Origin of the sequence: Palleronia sp. THAF1, from assembly GCF_009363795.1 — a bacterium.
In the GTDB taxonomy this organism is placed as follows: Bacteria; Pseudomonadota; Alphaproteobacteria; order Rhodobacterales; family Rhodobacteraceae; genus Palleronia.
On sequence record NZ_CP045420.1, the window covers coordinates 1,755,673 to 1,772,315 of the forward strand.

Consider the following 16,643-nt stretch of genomic DNA (forward strand, 5'->3'; position numbering starts at 1 on the left):
AAGCGCGCGGCCCCGTCTGCGTGCGACTGGGATGCTCAAGGCGAATCGCAGGAGACGACATGCAATACTTCAAGCTCATCATACTGGCGCTGATCGCGCTCTTCGCTGCGGTGGCGGCGGATTGGGGGCGCGATCTGGCATATTCGACCCATGCGATCATCATCATGCTGGTCGCGGGCGGCTTGTTCCTATGGGAACTGCGCCGCACGGATGCGCCGCTCCTCGTTGCAGATCAGACCGCCTACCTAGACGGTCCGATCCGGGCCGGTGTGATCGCTACGGCCTTCTGGGGCATCGCGGGCTTTCTGGTGGGCACCTTCATCGCGTTCCAGCTGGCTTTCCCGGTCCTGAACTTCGACTGGTCCGAAGGCTTTGCGAATTTCGGTCGCCTGCGGCCACTGCACACCAGCGCCGTCATCTTCGCCTTCGGCGGCAACGCCCTGATCGCGACCTCGTTCTACGTGGTCCAGCGGACGAGCGCGGCGCGGCTTTGGGGCGGCAACGCGGCGTGGTTCGTCTTCTGGGGCTACCAGCTCTTCATCGTACTGGCCGCCACGGGCTACCTGCTGGGGGCCACCCAATCCAAGGAATACGCCGAGCCGGAGTGGTATGTAGACATCTGGCTGACCATCGTGTGGCTGGTCTACCTTGCCGTCTTCTTCGGCACGATCATCAAGCGGCGCGAGCGCCATATCTACGTCGCCAACTGGTTTTTCCTCGCGTTCATCGTGACTGTCGCGATGCTGCATGTGGTCAACAACCTGTCGGTCCCAGTCAGCATCTGGGGCAGCAAATCCGTGCAGGTCTTTGCAGGCGTTCAGGATGCGATGACCCAGTGGTGGTACGGCCACAACGCGGTCGGATTCTTCCTGACCGCAGGCTTCTTGGGGATGATGTATTACTTCATTCCCAAGCAGGCCGGTCGCCCGATCTACAGCTACAAGCTGAGCATCATCCACTTCTGGGCACTGATCTTCCTGTATATCTGGGCCGGTCCGCACCACCTGCACTACACCGCGCTGCCCGACTGGGCGTCGACGTTGGGGATGGTGTTCTCGATCATGCTGTGGATGCCGAGCTGGGGCGGCATGATCAACGGCCTGATGACGCTGGAAGGCGCGTGGGATAAGATCCGCACCGACCCGATCATCCGCATGTTCGTGGCCAGCCTCGCCTTCTACGGCATGAGCACTTTCGAAGGCCCGATGATGTCGATCCGCGCGGTCAACAGCCTGTCGCACTACACCGACTGGACCATCGGCCACGTTCACTCCGGCGCGCTGGGTTGGAACGGGCTGATCACCTTCGCCTGCATCTACTTCCTGGTGCCCAAACTGTGGGGCCGCGTTCAGATGCATTCCATGGCCGCGATCAACTGGCACTTCTGGCTCGCGACCGTGGGGATCGTTTTCTACGCGGCGTCCATGTGGGTGACCGGCATCATGGAGGGCCTGATGTGGCGCGAGGTCGATGCCAACGGCTTCCTCGTCAACTCCTTCGCCGACACCGTCGCCGCCAAGTTCCCGATGTACGTGGTGCGCGGTCTGGGCGGGGTCCTCTACCTCTCTGGTGCGCTGATCATGGTCTGGAACATGTGGATGACCATCCGCGCCCCCCAAGCCAGCCCTGCCACTGCCACCGTTCCTGCGGAGTGAGACAATGACCAACGACAAGATCCCCCCCGCAGAGCAGGACTCGAAGGTCACGCAACCGGGTGATGGCGGTATCCCGAACGAGCTGCCGCACCACACCAAGCTGATCGACAAGCACGCGGTATTGGAGCGCAACGCGACGCTGCTGCTCGTGGCCTCCCTGCTGGTAGTCACGGTCGGCGGCATCGTCGAGATCGCGCCGCTGTTCTGGCTGGAGAATACCATAGAGGAGGTGGAAGGTGTGCGCCCCTACAGCCCGCTCGAACTGGCGGGACGCGACATCTACCTGCGCGAGGGCTGCTACGTCTGCCACAGTCAGATGATCCGCCCGATGCGCGACGAGGTCGAGCGCTACGGCCACTACTCCCTAGCCGCCGAGTCGATGTACGACCACCCGTTCCAATGGGGGTCGAAGCGCACGGGGCCGGACCTGGCGCGTGTCGGTGGGCGGTATTCGGACGAATGGCACGTGGATCACTTCACCGATCCGCAGACGGTCGTGCCCGAGAGCGTCATGCCGAAATACGACTACCTGTCGCGCACGCCACTGGACGGCAAGCACATCGACGAGCTTCTGGCGACGCACCGCATCGTGGGCGTGCCCTATACCGACGAGATGATCACCGAGGCGCGCGCCGACTTCCGCGTGCAGGTGGATCCGTTCGGCGACATCGACGGCCTGCTGGAGCGCTACCCTAACGCGCAGGTCCGCAATTTCGACGGGACCGATCAGTTGACCGAGATGGACGCCCTGATCGCCTACCTGCAGATGCTCGGCACGCTTGTCGACTTCTCGACATTCACCGCCGATGCCAGCCGCTGAAGGAGCCATTCCATGACCGACACCTATTCGATCCTGCGTGAATTCGCTGACAGCTGGGCGCTCCTGGCGCTGACGGCCGTATTCGTCGGCGTGATCCTGTGGGCCTACCGCCCCGGCTCTCGCGCCCTGCATGACCAGGCCGCGACCTCGATCCTGCGGGATGATACCCCTCCACGCGTCGCGGACTGCGCGAATGCCTGCCCCGACTGCACCTGCGCATCCATCCTGGAGAAGCTGGCATGAGCAAGCGCCGTATCGACCCTGTCACTGGCACCGAGACCACGGGCCACCAGTGGGACGGCATCGAAGAGTTGAACAACCCGCTGCCGCGCTGGTGGCTTTGGACCTTCTACGCCACCTGCGTCTTCGCGCTGATCTACGTGATCCTCTATCCGGCGATCCCACTGGTCCGCGATGCCACGGGCGGTGCCCTTGGTTGGTCCACCCGCGGTGACGTCGCCGCCGAGATCGCGGAGGTGGACGCCAGTCAGGCGGACATGCGCGAGTCTTTGGTCAGTATCGATCTGGCGGCCTTGGATGAAAACGAAGCGCTTCTCTCCTTCGCCACGAACGCGGGCGGCGCGGTCTTCCGTACCAACTGCTCGCAATGCCACGGTTCCGGCGCAGCAGGAGCCATCGGCTACCCGAACCTTCTGGACGACGAATGGCTGTGGGGCGGCACGATCGAAGATATCGCCTACACCGTCCGCCACGGGATCCGGAATGAAAACGACCCGGACGCCCGTTGGAGCCAGATGCCTGGTTTCGCCGAGATATTGGAGAAAGAGGAAATCGCCACGCTCGTCGTTCATGTCCAATCGTTGCCAGAAGGTCAGGACCCGCTGGCCGGGGCAGGTGGGCAGTTGTTCGATGAAAACTGCAGTTCGTGCCACGGCATGGATGCGGGCGGTGACCGCTCCCTTGGCGCGCCGAACCTGACCGACGCGATCTGGCTTTACGGCAACTCGACAGAGCGGCTGACCCAGCTGATCGAACGCGGTCCCTTCGGCGTCATGCCACCGTGGAGCGAACGGCTGAGCGAAGCCGAAGTGCGCGCCGTTGCAGCCTATGTCCACGGTCTGGGTGGCGGCGAAGCACAGGTGGGGGAACCTGCGGATGATACCGCGGCAGGCAATCCGAACGATTTGATGCTTGGAGATGAGACACCGGAATAGGGCCTCCGACGACCTGTTCGCACCAGCGACGGATGGCCCGGATCGGGGCGGCGGAGGAGCGCCGCCCCGTTTCTTTTTTGAGACCGATTTCGCGCCTTTGATCCATGTCAATGCAGCCAGCCCCGCAACGCGCGAGACAGGGCCTGCGAACAGGACGAAAAACATGTCAGACCAACCTCTTTACGTTAGCCGCATACCGATCTTCCCGCGCCGCGTGTCGGGCAGCTACCGCACGCTCAAATGGTGGATGATGGGTCTTACCCTTGCGATCTACTACCTGACACCGTGGCTGCGCTGGGACCGTGGCCCCAATATGCCGGATCAGGCGGTGCTGATCGATCTGGTCAACCGCCGCTTCTACTTCTTCTGGATCGACATCTGGCCGCACGAATTCTACTTCGTGGCGGGCCTGCTGGTCATGGCGGGGCTGGGGCTGTTTCTGTTCACCGCCGCGCTGGGCCGGGTCTGGTGCGGCTACACCTGTCCGCAGACGGTCTGGACCGACCTCTTCCTTGTCGTCGAACGCTGGGTGCAGGGGGACCGTAACGCGCGGATGAAGCTACACAACGCGCCATGGACCGCACGAAAGATGCGCCTGAAGGGCACGACCTGGGCGATTTGGCTTCTGATCGGGCTGGCGACCGGGGGGGCGTGGGTCTTCTACTTCACCGACGCGCCGACGCTGGCGCGCGACCTTGTGACGTTCCAGGCCCCCGGCATGGCTTGGTTCACAATTGCCATCCTGACCTTCACCACCTTCGTCTTCGGCGGCTTCATGCGCGAACAGGTCTGCATCTACATGTGCCCCTGGCCGCGCATCCAGGCCGCGATGATGGACGAGGGCACACTGACCGTCGCCTACCGTGATTGGCGGGGAGAGCCGCGTGGCAAGGGCTTGCGCCGCCGCGAAGCCGCCGCCGACCTGCGAGTCGCGGGTCCGCTGGTCGGTGGGCGCTCTCCGCTGATCCCGATGCCGGGCGTGCCGAATACAACCACCGGCGCACGGCTGGAAACCGCAGGGCAGGACACCCGGCCACCGGGCGACTGCATCGATTGCAACGCCTGTGTGACCGTCTGCCCCATGGGGATCGACATTCGCGATGGGCAGCAGATGGCCTGCATCACTTGCGCGCTGTGCATCGACGCCTGCGATCAGGTGATGGAGAAGATCGGGCGTCCTCGGGGACTGATTGATTACGTGGCCCTCTCTGACGCCCCACGAGAGGCCGCAGGCGGCGCGCCGATCCCAGCGTGGCGGCACGCCGTTCGGCCCCGGAACCTGATCTATTTCGGTATCTGGGCAGGCATCGGCATCGGACTGGTCTTTGCGCTTTTCGTGAGGCCAGAGATTGAGATGACCGTCGCACCCGTTCGCAACCCGACCTTCGTAACCCTTGCCGACGGCAGTGTGCGCAACGCCTACGACGTGCGTCTGCGCAACAAGAACGGGGAAGCGCGCGCCTTCCTGCTGTCGCCCTCCATGGGAACTGCCGCCGATGTGTCCATCGAAAGCCGCCCCGGCAGCGTCGTCCGGGTGCCTGCCGATGCGCAGGAACGGGTGCGGGTCTACCTGACCGCGCCGGCTGACAGCGAAATGGCGCGGGAGGCCGCATCCGATGCACGGCTGTGGGTCGAAGACCTGGCCGGCGGCGCACGCGCCCACGTGGACACCACCTTCAACGGAAGAGAGAACTGATGACCGAACTGACAGGACGCCGTGTCGCCGCAATCTTCGTCGGTGGCTTTGGGATCATCATCAGCGTGAACCTGGCCCTTGCGTTCAACGCCGTGCGCAGCTTTCCAGGGCTGGAGGTCGCCAATTCCTACGTCGCCAGCCAGTCCTTTCAGGACCGCCGCGATGCGCAGGAAGCGCTGGGCTGGCGTGTCGATGCCTCTTATGACGGCGAGCAGGTCCACGTTGCCGTGCTGGATGCGAGCGGGGACCACGCGCCCGCGGAAAATCTGAGCGTGCATATCGCGCGTCCGACCGAGGCGCGGGACGATCAGGACCTGACCCTGACGGACGGTTCCGCACGTCTCGACCTTGCTCGCGGCACGTGGCGGCTGGACATCGCCGCAACCGCTCCCGACGGCACTGCGTTCGCACAGGCCATCACGCTACGGGTCGCACCGTGACCGCCGCCTGCCCCGCCTGTGCCGCTTTGCCCCCGCCCTCGCCGGTCGCACCGAGCGAGGCCACGCATCTGCTACACCTGCCTGACATCCACTGTGGCGGCTGCATCGCATCGGTAGAACGCACGTTGATAGTGCTACCCGGCGTCGCCTCCGCCCGCGTAAACCTGACGCTGAAGCGGGTCTCGGTTCAGGCCCCCGGACTGGACGCCAACCGACTGATCGACGCCCTTGCGCAGGTCGGGCACCGGGCCGAGCGATTGGACGGCGCACGGCTGGGGCCAGCCGACACGACGTCCCGCGACCTGCTGACCCGCATCGGTGTGTCGGGCTTCGCGCTGATGAACGTCATGCTCCTGTCCGTCGCGGTCTGGAGCGGGGCGACGGGTGTCACCGCGCACGTCTTCCATCTGATCTCGGCCTCAATCGCGATCCCGGCCGTCGCCTATGCAGGCCACCCCTTCTTCCGCTCGGCCCTGCGCGCGCTGGCCAAGGGGTACCTGAACATGGACGTACCAATTTCGCTGGCGATCATTCTGGCCTCGGTGGCGTCGTTGGCGAGCGCGCTGGGGATCAGCGATCGCGCCGGCTGGTTCGACGCGGCGCTGGCGCTGACGTTCTTCCTGCTGGTGGGCCGATATCTCGACCGTCGAGGTCGCGCGGCGGCCAGATCCGCCGCCGCCGAACTGGCCGCACTCGAAGCCCCGCAGGCGCGACGCATCGACGGCGCGTTAGAGCGGATCATCGCCGCCGACGCCCTGCAGCCTGGCGATTTGATCCGCCTCCGTCCCGGAGACCGACTGCCCGCCGACGGTACGATCGTCACCGGGCGCACCGATCTCGACCGCTCTATCCTGACCGGGGAGAGCCGCCCCGAAGCGGTCGGTCCGGGAGATAACGTGACGGCTGGCGAGACCTCTCTGACCGGCGTGCTGACCGTTCGGGTGGACCGCGCCGGGCGCGATACGTCTCTGGCCCGCATCGCCGAAATCGTCGCGACGGCCGAGAGCCAGCGCAGCCGCCACACCGGCATCGCGGATCGTGCGGCGCGGGTCTACGCGCCTGCCGTTCATTTGTTGGGCGCGCTGACGTTTCTCGGCTGGCTGCTGGCGACCGGAGACGGCTGGCAGTCGCTCGACATCGCGATCTCGGTGCTGGTCATCACCTGCCCCTGCGCGCTCGGCCTCGCCGTCCCTGCCGTATCGACCGTCGCCACCGCACGTCTGTTCCGCGAGGGTATCCTGGTGAAATCGCAGACAGCGCTCGAGCGTTTGTCGCAGATCGATTGCGTAGCGCTCGACAAGACTGGCACGCTGACGACCGGAACACCCGTTCTGGATCGGGACGTGCCGGCGGGCGCGCTTTCGGTGGCCGCGGGTCTGGCCCAAGGCTCGTCGCACCCCGTCTCGCGGGCCATCGTGGCGGCGGCGAACGAGCGTGGCATCACCCCGGCCGACGTCCGAAGCGTCGTCGAACGTCCGGGCGACGGGGTCGAGGGACGGCTGGACGGGCATCCGGTGCGATTGGGACGCGGCGTATGGGTCGGCGCGTCGACCTCCGGTGCGACATGGTTGGCCGGGATAGACGAGCGGCCCGTTCCAATGCCCACGACCGAGATGCTCGCCGCCGACGCGGTGAGCCTGAGCGCTGCTCTGCAGGACGAGGGCAAGACCGTAACCCTGCTGTCCGGTGATGCGCCGCACGTCGTCGCCCGGATCGCAGGCCGTCTGGGTATCGTACAGGCCAAGGGCGCGCTCAGCCCTTCGGAGAAGGTGGATTGGGTGACGCGTGCCGGCCGCGACGGGAAACACGTCCTGATGGTCGGCGACGGGCTCAACGATACGGCGAGCCTAGCCGCTGCACATGCCAGCATTGCCCCCGGCACCGCGCTGGATGCCGCGCGGAATGCCGCCGATGTGGTGCTGCTGTCCGGCGGGCTGAAAGGGGTCTCGACGACGCTGACCATGGCGCGACTTGCGGTTTCGCGTATGCGGCAGAACATCGCCCTGGCACTGGCCTACAACGTCATCGCGGTCCCGCTTGCCATAGGAGGCCTCGCGACGCCCCTCTGGGCCGCGCTGGCGATGTCGACATCTTCGCTCGTCGTGACTCTGAACGCCATGCGGCCCGCCCGATGAATGTCCTCGCGATCCTCATCCCGATATCGGTGGCCATGGGTCTGGCCGGGCTCGCGGCGTTCGTATGGACCATCCGGTCCGGCCAATTCGACGACCCCGAAGGCGATCAGGCCCGCGCGCTATCCGATGCACAAGACGCTCGTCCGATCTGCAATTCCAACGGAGACGGCCACGGCAAGCCGGAAGACGAATAAATGTGAAGTCTCAAACGCGAATCTGCCGAAGTCGAAAGTCGAGAGCGAAAATCTGCTTCCACCCTTGGCATCACCCTTTGCATTTTGCACGGCAAAGGCTCGCTTTCCGCCTATTCCGTAGGCTGGCGGTCCTTTCTGATCACCGCTGGTTTGGAGGGGCGCTTCCGTAGTAGCCTGTGCCTGCGATGCTGCAGCGCCGCAAGTCCGCTTTCCGCCCTTCTGAGACCATCGCATAAGGTACATATCATTTGACGGGTTCGCTGTGCGACCGGCAGTGAGGTCTCTACTTTGAGCGATCTCTAACCTGTCTCTGTTGAGGAGCGTACTCTCCGCCTGTTCTTACCGAGTACGCTCCCCGATCGCCTCGTGCGTAGGATACGAACCTTACCGCTTGGCGCGTCCCTACTCTTCGAGCCCGAACTCTTTCGCGAGTATTCGCCTGATGATCTCAGGCCTGGACGGCAAATCCACGTCGGCGCGACGTAGATCGTCGATGGCTTTCGCCATGTCGGGCGGCAGTTTGACCATCACGGCGACTGAATCGGGTATGGGAACACCTCTGGGCATTTTTGCAATCTCCTGTTGACGCCGTGAAGATATCTCTTATGTTGGTCGGTATCAAGAGGGTCTTGCGGTCTTGCTCGCTGAGGAGCGGACCGATGGGGGGCGGCAACCCCCCACCTGCCCTGATCACATTGATCGTATGAGGATCAACATGACTACTGATTGCACTAGCACTCCGTTCGGGGTGTCTGAACCCCTCCTCTTCCTCTCCACGTCTTCGATCGCGCGGCGGTTCACGTCGATCCTCGACTTGCTCGACATCGTCATCAATCTCGAGCCGGAGATCGCGGGTGCTTGGCCGGGTGAAGCCCCGGGTTTGCAGAAGCGGCAAGATCTGATGTGGGAACACGCGGACAACGAGCTGCGGAGTTTCGCGGGTAAGACCGCCGACACGTCGAACGTGCAAAGTCCCGAAGCGCTTCGGCTCGGGATCCTGGCCTTCCTGATGCACCGCACCATGACCAGCGAGACCCCGGAAGACGTGGCGCATTTCTCGGCGCGGCTTGATGATGCGGTCTTCGACTGGCTCGACGTTGCCGTATCCGAGCTCGCCCTTCACGCGCGTGCCCGGGAGCTGACGCAGGCGTTCGCTTCCGTCTTCGATCTGTCCGAATGCGACATCTTCGCGGAAGATCTGTTCCCGGTCCTCTGAGGCTGATCACCGACAACGATATCGTTTCCGGCGCGGCCCTCCCGCGCCGGCCGGACCTGCCTGTCGTAAGGACCAACTCCCATGTCTCTCCAGCCTCCCCTCCCCGGCTTCGCCTCTCGTCCCGGCACCGACCTCACATCGGCCGCCGATCTCCGTCACTATCCGAACGTTCCTGGTTCGACACTCGCTCGTCACGGTCGCCTCATCGGCCGCGCAGGCGAGGATCTCGTCGCCTCGATCCTGCGCCGCCACGGGTTCATCGTCCTCGATCTTGACGATCACTCCGCGGACAAGCTGATCACTGTCGGTAACTCGATCTGCGGGTTGCAGATCAAGACGGTCACGCATCCGGACATGAGCGGAAGCTGGCGCGTTCAGGCTCGAAAGGGCTGCTCGCGCGGCGCCGGTCGCCGGGGCTACGCAGTAGCGGACTTCGATCTGCTCGCCATCGCTGTCCTGCCCATGAACGTTGTTCTTTTCACCTCGGATCGCAGTGAGTGTCACGCGATACGCCCCTGCGAGATCGCCGGCCTGCGCGCGGATCCCATGGCGTCCTTGAGGCAAGCGCTTTGCACGATCGGACTCGATCTCTGCCCCGCGCCTCCCGCGCCATAACACCTAGCGGGACGGCCACCGCCGCCCCGCCCTTTCCGATGCTTTGATCCGATACAAAGGAGGCACTTCAATGCCGACCGACCGTACACTTGCACCCTGGGCCTCGCTCGCTGACACCGCCGTCACGCGCCTGCGTAGCGCTATCGCGAAAGACGAGTGGTTCGACGCCACGGACCTTGAGACAGTTCGAGACGACGCGCGCTCGGCCGAGGGCCTGGCCTTCAAGATGGCCCGCGCGACCGCACGTCTCGATCCCCCTAATCATTTGCCGGAAGAACAGATCGCGGCGATCCGGCGCGCCGGTGGCGATCCGCATCGTACCGACGCTGAAGGTCGGGACCGTCCGAAGGTCCGTATTCCCAATGACACGTTACTGCTCACCATTCGTCTGGCCGCCACGCTGGGCACGTTCACCCAAAAGGACAAAGCCCTGGCGGAAGGTGCGGTCACAGTGATCGAGACCGACCGCCCGATCGGCGCCGAGCTGTTCCAGCGCGTCCTCCGAGCGCTTTTGCCGGTCGGCTGGCGGATCGCGACAGGGTTTGAAGCGGGGGACGGGATTGCCATCGATGTTCACGTGATGCCGACTGATGACGAGCTGAAGGCAACGGTCGAGAGATCCAGGCGAGATCTGATGAAAGCCCTTTCCAGCGCACTGCCGATCCTGATCGTCACCGACAACATCGCGGCGTTTCCGGATGCTGTCCGGCGTGGCTGCGATGTGCTGCGCCTCGCGCGGCCCAACGCCGATATCATTCTGACCGCGCTGTCCGCGTCTCACTCCGCCACCGGTGCGATCGATGGGATCCCTGTTCGCGCGGCATTGCCCACCGACGCACATCTCGCTCGGATCGACGACACCGCCCTTCTGCTGGCGTTCCGGGCGTCGTCGCCCGTGGAGGTCGCCCATCGCATCGCCGCGACCACTGGACCGCGCGCCGGGGACGGCCCTACCCTGGCTGATATCGCTGGTGGCGGTAAGGCGGAGGCGCAGGCCCGCCGCATGGTGCGCGATCTGCAGGCCTGGCAGTCCGGCGAGGTCGCGTGGTACGATGTGGAACGCAGTGTGATCTTCAATGGCGCACCAGGCACCGGCAAATCGTACCTGGCCCGTGCGATGGCCGGCGAAGCGGGTGTCAGTCTCGTGCGCGGCAGCCTCGCCGCCTGGCAGGCGTGCGGCCATCTCGGCGATATGCTGCGGGCCATGAGAGATAGCTTCGCCGAGGCGCGCCGGTCGGCCCCGGCAGTCTTCATCATCGACGAGATCGATGCGATTGGGTCGCGCTCGGACGGGGACCGCCACGGGCAGCGGTACCATCGGCAGGTAATCAATGCCTTCCTCCAAGAACTCGATGCTCTCGGTGAGATGGAGGGCGTTCTGGTCGTCGGCACCTGTAACGACCTCACGGCCATCGACCCCGCGGTCTTGCGTCCCGGGCGCTTCGACGCCCATGTCCGGGTTCCGGTTCCGGGCCGCGCGGCGGTGTCCGGAATGCTCCGGGCGGCATTCCCGGACACCGACGGGGGTGAGCTCGCGCCAGCAATCCGCGCCGCGACGGGGCTGACCGCCGCCGAGATCGACGGCGCCATCCGCGCCGCCCGTTCCGCCGCGCGGGACGCCGGTACAGGTGCGCCGCACAAGCATCTGCTCGCAGCATTGTCGGACCGCGTATACCCCCCGGACATCGCCCGTCGCATCGCGCTCCACGAGTCGGGACACGCCGTCATCGCGTTCGCGCTCGATCTTGGGATGATCGAGAGGATCGCCCTCACACCGGGCGGCGGCGAGATCGAACTCGCACGCCATAAAGTGAGTGGATTGCTGTCTGAACTCGAGGACCACCTCGTCTACGACCTCGGAGGGCGCGCGGCGGAGACCTTGGTTCTCGGGACACCTTCGGCAGGCGCGGGCGGGCCCGATAACTCGGACCTCGCACAGGCGACCGCACGAGCTCGCAACATCGAACTGACCTCAGGCCTGGGACTCAGCGGACTTGCATGGAACGGCGCCGTCTCCGATCTCGATGCGGCGATCCGGGACCGGCTGCAGAACGCGGAGGCGCGGGCGACGGATATCTTAACGGCGCATAAGGCTGACCTGCTCCGGATCGCAAACAAGCTTATGGAGCATGGGGTGCTGGAGCGGGAAGAGGTCGAGGACCTTGTGGCGACGGCATGGGTCCCGGCCGAACGCTCGCGCACCGTTGGTCAGGATTGTCCGGAACACGCCCGTGTCCTCCGGGAAGGTGCATGAGACCGTGAACGATGACGCACGCGGGCCTCGATGTGGTCTTTGTCCGTGTGTTCCGCGCCTTGGCCGAGAGATCGAGTGCCGGCAGGACGCTTCGGCCTATTCCGGACAGCATCACGGAATGGGCGACGGTCGCCGGGGGCCGCGCATAGAAGGGCTTCCCAGCCATCGAGTTTGTTTCCGAATCGCGCGGGATTGTCGATGACCGCGGGTCGTATATGCGGAGGAAGACAAGGCGGACCTTCAAGAAGGGCGCTCCGATACGGCCGATAGCCGCCAAACACGCTGCGGTCTTGGAGACAGGGCCTTTTGCGCGCAGGACTTGCTACGCGCATGTCAAGGACGTTTGAGTCCGGAAGTTGCAAGATGGAGATCGCATCCGATGCAGGCCGAGCTTTCAGGTTGTCCGGTCTTCCATCCGGATCCACGGGCGATGAGGTATTGTCGAGGTGCTCTGCACAACCCGACAGCGGGGATCGACGAAACAAACCGCATATCGCGATCGGTACGTTGCGGATCGAAATGCGGTTCCGAAATGCGACGGAATGCGGCCGGTTTTTTGTTGGACCGATGCGTCGATCAGATAGGCCTCGTCGAAGAAGCATTGTCCGGAAAGTACGGCACACAAGGTTCAGCTTCCCATTGCGAATGCGGCGCAATTCTCGAAAGCGATGATGCAGTCTGGCTCCCTGCCCCAAGGTGGCGAGATCGGACAGGAGAAGCCGAACAAGCCATTGTCAGAACGGTGCCGGACCCTCATCAGGCGCATTCTTACACGTATCGTCGACGCCGGAGATCAGATTGACAACTTCGCCGACGATACGCGCTAGGTCGGCGTTCTCCGGACCCGCGAAGATGCCCTTCGTATCGACCAAGTATGCCTTTTCACCAAGGCGCACCCGGAAGGCAAGATCCGACATCGAGAGCAACGGCAGGACCGAGATCGTCCGGTCAGGAAAAGCCTCGATCAATGCCGACCTGAGGACCCGCCATGCGGCGATCCAAGGTCGGCCGGCCCTAACATCGCGTCGTGGAGCTTCGTTGTCTGTGCGCTCATCTGCATCATCATGTTCTCCAGCCGATCCATTCGCGCCTTCAGCTGTTCGGTCGCCTCGGCCGCCGGTAGGATCCGTTGTAAATCGCCAGTCACACGATCCATCGCGGCCATCGTTTCGTCCAGCATGGTCACGAAGCTTCCGATCGCCTCCCGCATGTCCGCAGTCTGCGCTTTCTCGAGCATCGCCGACAGAAGCGTGATAAGGTGTTCGATCTGAGCCGCGTTCGGTAGGTCGGTGTGAGACGGTGTTTGGGTAGGATACTGGGACATGTAAGGCCTTTAGTTTCTGGGTAAGGGAATGTGCGGAATGCTGCAGTTTTTGAAATCGCGGGGCCAAAGGGGCGAAAGCGATAACCTGGCTCAGCGCCAGCGCCATCCTGGTCGTGATCTTTTCTGTCAGCTGTGAAATCGGCCCCTTATGGTTGGCAGTGTAGGGTCTACCAGCGTGGCGTTCCGGTATCTTAAGTGACGGTTCTGCGAGTATTCGCGACAAGTCCGGCTCGGGTACCGGGATGAACCCGTAGCGATGAGCGTTGTACGCCGCGCGCTTTTGCCACGCGGCTGCAAGGCGCTCCTTGGTCCGCGCCATATCGAACTCGTAGCGTTGGAAGTCGGACACGGTTGGACCGCCGTCGATCAGGCTGCCGCGAAGCGTAAGCCCTTCATTCTCCTTCGGGCCGAGCTTGAGTTTTCTCCTATCTCGTTTCAGCACTTCAAACTCGACCTGATTCCTCAAGGGCGCTGCAGAGATGAGTAAGTCATCGACATCCTTGTAGCCTTTCGCCTCTCTTTTCAGCGCATCAAGAAGCCATAGGACAGGCCGATCTTGCGTGGCGCCGACGTCGTATCTGGCCATCTCCGCCAGTTCTTTTTCCGCCCAGTCCGATCCACAAATCCATGCGCGGCGAGCGGGATCGCGTGGGTTCGCATAGCCGAAAGCGGCAATTATCCGGTCGCAGACCGCGTCGAGATCAGCCGTGCTGCCCTTCGTCGGCGGATGTGGATTGAAGCTGCGAACCTTTCCGACGGGGGTAATCACCCCACGCGGGAACGCGAAGTTTAACTCCATCCTTTTAGTGTGCGTATGTGTGCCAGCCCAGAACGGAAGCCGCGCCGCGCTCGGCACGCCCGCATGCAGAAGTTGTTCGACCATTTCGACAATCGCCGCAATCTGCCCGCGCAGCTCGGGATCGCCTTCGTTGAAGGCATGTGCGTCGAATTCCTTCAGCGCCCACGACAGCGTTCCGGAGCGATATGCTAGCTTGAACGGCAGACGCGTCGCCGCGGACTGGAAGAGCTGTGGATCACCCCAGAGAAGTTCGGGTACGGGATCACGAGCAATCTGCCTTCTCCCCTGCCCGAGCGGTTTCTCGACGACAACATTGAGCCCGTAGGCTGTCGGCTCGTGCAGTGAGCGCTCTTGATGTTTCGACCAGCCGAAATTCATTTCCGTTGCCTGGCGATTGCCGCGCCAGCCTCAGAGAGGCGTTCCTCGACAAGCGTCAGCGCGGAGAGGAGCAGCGTCGCATCCAGACACTCTCGACGACCCAGACCGACGGCGATTTCGTTCAATAGCTGCCTGATCAACTCGAGCAGCGCGATGATACGAACGGGATCGCTGCGGCCCATGGGGCGCCCGCCTGCCACTGCACACTGCACTACGAATTTCGTTCGGGACATGCCGGCGCGCTGCGCTTTCGCGTCAATCTTCGTGAGCTGTTCAGCCGTCGCGCGAACTGTGAATCTTTGTTGAGTGCCCATGCTTGCAGTCCGTGCTTCGAACCCCGGTGATCGGGATTTCCTTGACTGCAATTTCAGGGTTCACGGCATTTGAAGCAAACGGTTGTCCACAGGAATCAGCTTCGGGCGAACAAACAGTACGACCATCGATGAGCGCGATCAGAGCGCAGAAGAATGTCTCACAGGCAACCTGAGGCGAAAAAACGTCGTGTCGGTCAAGGCAGTTGGACCTGTCTGACACATCAGTAGGTCAGCGCTTGTGGCGTAACACCTCACGCATGGTGGCGTCACTTCGGGGGGCCTTGCTCCTGCGTCCCTCCTGCGTCCCAACCGACGAGAAGCCGCGGAACTCTTTATAGAAGTGTTCTCTAGAAAAATTTCCGGCATACAGATTCATGAAAAAAGCGAGCTTAATCTAGAGAAATGATAGCTCGAGGAAGATGAGGTGTGGTCGACCACATCAATGGAACAGTGTCGAAACAGATCTGCTCAGCGAGCCGCCCGATCCTTATGACCGCCGGTGTTCGATGTCGCAGACATGACCCTCTTCATTGAACTTCTTCTCTCCGACCCACGTGGTCTCGATGCTGTGACCGCTCACCTTGGCACATTGATGCCGTCGGAGGTCGGTCACATCATCAGAACCCTGTTGAGGATCACTCGCCGGACCACATGTCCTCTGGCTCAATTCGGTTCAGCATTTCCTCTCCGGCTCGATAACGACGAAGGTTTTCGAGAATCGTGACGAGCGACCGCTCGGATCGGTCGGGCAGCGTTGCCGTGAAATGCGGGGTAATCAAGGTGTTCGGCGCGTCCCATAGCGGGTGGTCCGTAGGCAGGGGTTCGGGCGTGGTGACATCCAGCCCCGCCCCCGCGATCCGTCCTTCGGTCAATGCGGCCAGCAAGGCGTCCTGATCCACGACCGGGCCGCGCGCGAGGTTCACAAGGATCGCCGAACGTTTCATCCGGGACAGTTCAGGCGCTCCGATCAGATGGTGTGTCGCGTCGGACAGGTTCACCACGAGGGCGACCACATCGGACTGCTCTAGCAACTCATCCAAGCCTTCGCCGCGGTCGCTGGAATACATGCGATCCACGCCCTCGGGCGGCGGCGCATCGCGGCGGCGATAGCCCAGAACGGTCATATCGAAGGCCTTTGCACGCTGCGCCAAGGCCTTGCCCGTATGGCCCATCCCTACGATGCCCATGGTCCGCCCCGCCAGCGCGCGAAGATTTGCCATTTCAGGCACGCGCCGCCATTCATGATGCTTCTGAGCCTCGTAGAAGGCCGGATAGCCGGAGCACAACATCAGAGAGAACATCATCACATGCTCGGCCAAGGCCGGTCCTGATCGTCCGGCAGAACCGGTGACGATCAGGCCCCGCTCGAACACCTCTGGGCGGGCTGATCGGGTGAGACCTGCGTGGTCGCAATGAACCCAGCGCAGGTTCGGGGCGGCTGTGAAGCGCGCGTCCAGATCGCTCTTTAGGATCGCTATTTCTGCCGTTTCCAACGCGACCGCGACGGCGGCGTCGTCCGAGGTATCGCCTCTTTTGATCGGATCGGGAGCCAACGCAGCCTCTAGCCGGGACCATTGGTCTTCGTCGAACGGAAGGTCTTTGGACAGAAGGATCATAAGGGTTCTCGT

At 63.3% G+C, this 16,643-nt stretch carries 15 protein-coding genes; 11 read left to right on the forward strand and 4 right to left on the reverse strand.

Translation table 11 applies throughout. The features are described from left to right. The first annotated feature begins 59 nt into the window (after positions 1 to 59). The 8 genes from ccoN (at position 60) to ccoS (ending at position 8,115) form a co-directional block, all read left to right on the forward strand. Entirely contained in the window at positions 60 to 1,655 is a 1,596-nt protein-coding gene (gene ccoN, locus FIU81_RS08740; RefSeq protein WP_124111549.1) for a cytochrome-c oxidase, cbb3-type subunit I, read from the forward strand. A gap of 4 nt (positions 1,656 to 1,659) precedes the next feature. Then, positions 1,660 to 2,475 carry a cytochrome-c oxidase, cbb3-type subunit II gene (gene ccoO, locus FIU81_RS08745; RefSeq protein WP_124111550.1) on the forward strand — a complete coding sequence of 272 codons (816 nt, stop codon included), beginning with the start codon at positions 1,660 to 1,662 and terminating at the stop codon, positions 2,473 to 2,475. A gap of 12 nt (positions 2,476 to 2,487) precedes the next feature. Then, the gene (locus FIU81_RS08750; protein ID WP_124111551.1) at positions 2,488 to 2,718 is read left to right on the forward strand and encodes a cbb3-type cytochrome c oxidase subunit 3; all 231 of its coding nucleotides are present in this window, start codon (positions 2,488 to 2,490) and stop codon (positions 2,716 to 2,718) included. After that, on the forward strand, positions 2,715 to 3,650 hold the full coding sequence (gene ccoP / locus FIU81_RS08755) for a cytochrome-c oxidase, cbb3-type subunit III (RefSeq protein ID WP_124111552.1): 936 nt from the start codon (positions 2,715 to 2,717) through the stop codon (positions 3,648 to 3,650). Before FIU81_RS08750 ends, ccoP begins: the two co-directional genes overlap by 4 nt. Before the next feature lie 163 nt (positions 3,651 to 3,813). Beyond that, the gene (ccoG, locus tag FIU81_RS08760) at positions 3,814 to 5,346 is read left to right on the forward strand and encodes a cytochrome c oxidase accessory protein CcoG (RefSeq protein ID WP_124111553.1); all 1,533 of its coding nucleotides are present in this window, start codon (positions 3,814 to 3,816) and stop codon (positions 5,344 to 5,346) included. Next, on the forward strand, positions 5,346 to 5,786 hold the full coding sequence (locus FIU81_RS08765) for a FixH family protein (RefSeq protein ID WP_124111554.1): 441 nt from the start codon (positions 5,346 to 5,348) through the stop codon (positions 5,784 to 5,786). Before ccoG ends, FIU81_RS08765 begins: the two co-directional genes overlap by 1 nt. Continuing rightward, the gene (locus FIU81_RS08770; RefSeq protein WP_124111555.1) at positions 5,783 to 7,921 is read left to right on the forward strand and encodes a heavy metal translocating P-type ATPase; all 2,139 of its coding nucleotides are present in this window, start codon (positions 5,783 to 5,785) and stop codon (positions 7,919 to 7,921) included. The genes FIU81_RS08765 and FIU81_RS08770 overlap by 4 nt, the downstream gene beginning before the upstream one ends. Beyond that, positions 7,918 to 8,115 (forward strand): cbb3-type cytochrome oxidase assembly protein CcoS, encoded by a 198-nt coding sequence (ccoS, locus tag FIU81_RS08775; protein ID WP_124111556.1) that lies wholly within the window; start codon positions 7,918 to 7,920, stop codon positions 8,113 to 8,115. Before FIU81_RS08770 ends, ccoS begins: the two co-directional genes overlap by 4 nt. 402 nt (positions 8,116 to 8,517) lie before the next feature. Here the strand turns inward: ccoS and FIU81_RS08780 are convergent, their stop codons facing one another. Further along, a complete protein-coding gene (locus FIU81_RS08780; RefSeq protein ID WP_124111582.1) occupies positions 8,518 to 8,643 on the reverse strand; it encodes a ribbon-helix-helix protein, CopG family in 126 nt (41 codons plus the stop codon). 175 nt (positions 8,644 to 8,818) lie between these two features. Here FIU81_RS08780 and FIU81_RS08785 point away from each other — a divergent pair, with 175 nt between their 5' ends. The 3 genes from FIU81_RS08785 (at position 8,819) to FIU81_RS08795 (ending at position 12,200) form a co-directional block, all read left to right on the forward strand. Then, positions 8,819 to 9,331 carry a hypothetical protein gene (locus FIU81_RS08785; RefSeq protein WP_124111557.1) on the forward strand — a complete coding sequence of 171 codons (513 nt, stop codon included), beginning with the start codon at positions 8,819 to 8,821 and terminating at the stop codon, positions 9,329 to 9,331. A gap of 81 nt (positions 9,332 to 9,412) precedes the next feature. Then, on the forward strand, positions 9,413 to 9,946 hold the full coding sequence (locus FIU81_RS08790; protein WP_124111558.1) for a hypothetical protein: 534 nt from the start codon (positions 9,413 to 9,415) through the stop codon (positions 9,944 to 9,946). A 70-nt stretch (positions 9,947 to 10,016) separates the two neighbouring features. Beyond that, positions 10,017 to 12,200 (forward strand): AAA family ATPase, encoded by a 2,184-nt coding sequence (locus FIU81_RS08795; RefSeq protein ID WP_124111559.1) that lies wholly within the window; start codon positions 10,017 to 10,019, stop codon positions 12,198 to 12,200. Between the two features lie 734 nt (positions 12,201 to 12,934). On the opposite strand, the gene FIU81_RS08800 is transcribed toward FIU81_RS08795, so the two are convergent. The 3 genes from FIU81_RS08800 to FIU81_RS08810 form a co-directional block, all read right to left on the reverse strand. Then, positions 12,935 to 14,701: a hypothetical protein gene (locus tag FIU81_RS08800; RefSeq protein WP_124111560.1), complete on the reverse strand. Its 1,767-nt coding sequence runs from the start codon at positions 14,699 to 14,701 to the stop codon at positions 12,935 to 12,937. Beyond that, positions 14,698 to 15,015 (reverse strand): plasmid mobilization protein, encoded by a 318-nt coding sequence (locus FIU81_RS08805; protein WP_124111561.1) that lies wholly within the window; start codon positions 15,013 to 15,015, stop codon positions 14,698 to 14,700. Before FIU81_RS08805 ends, FIU81_RS08800 begins: the two co-directional genes overlap by 4 nt. A 635-nt stretch (positions 15,016 to 15,650) precedes the next feature. Next, entirely contained in the window at positions 15,651 to 16,631 is a 981-nt protein-coding gene (locus FIU81_RS08810) for a D-2-hydroxyacid dehydrogenase (protein ID WP_124111562.1), read from the reverse strand. Positions 16,632 to 16,643: the final 12 nt, after the last annotated feature.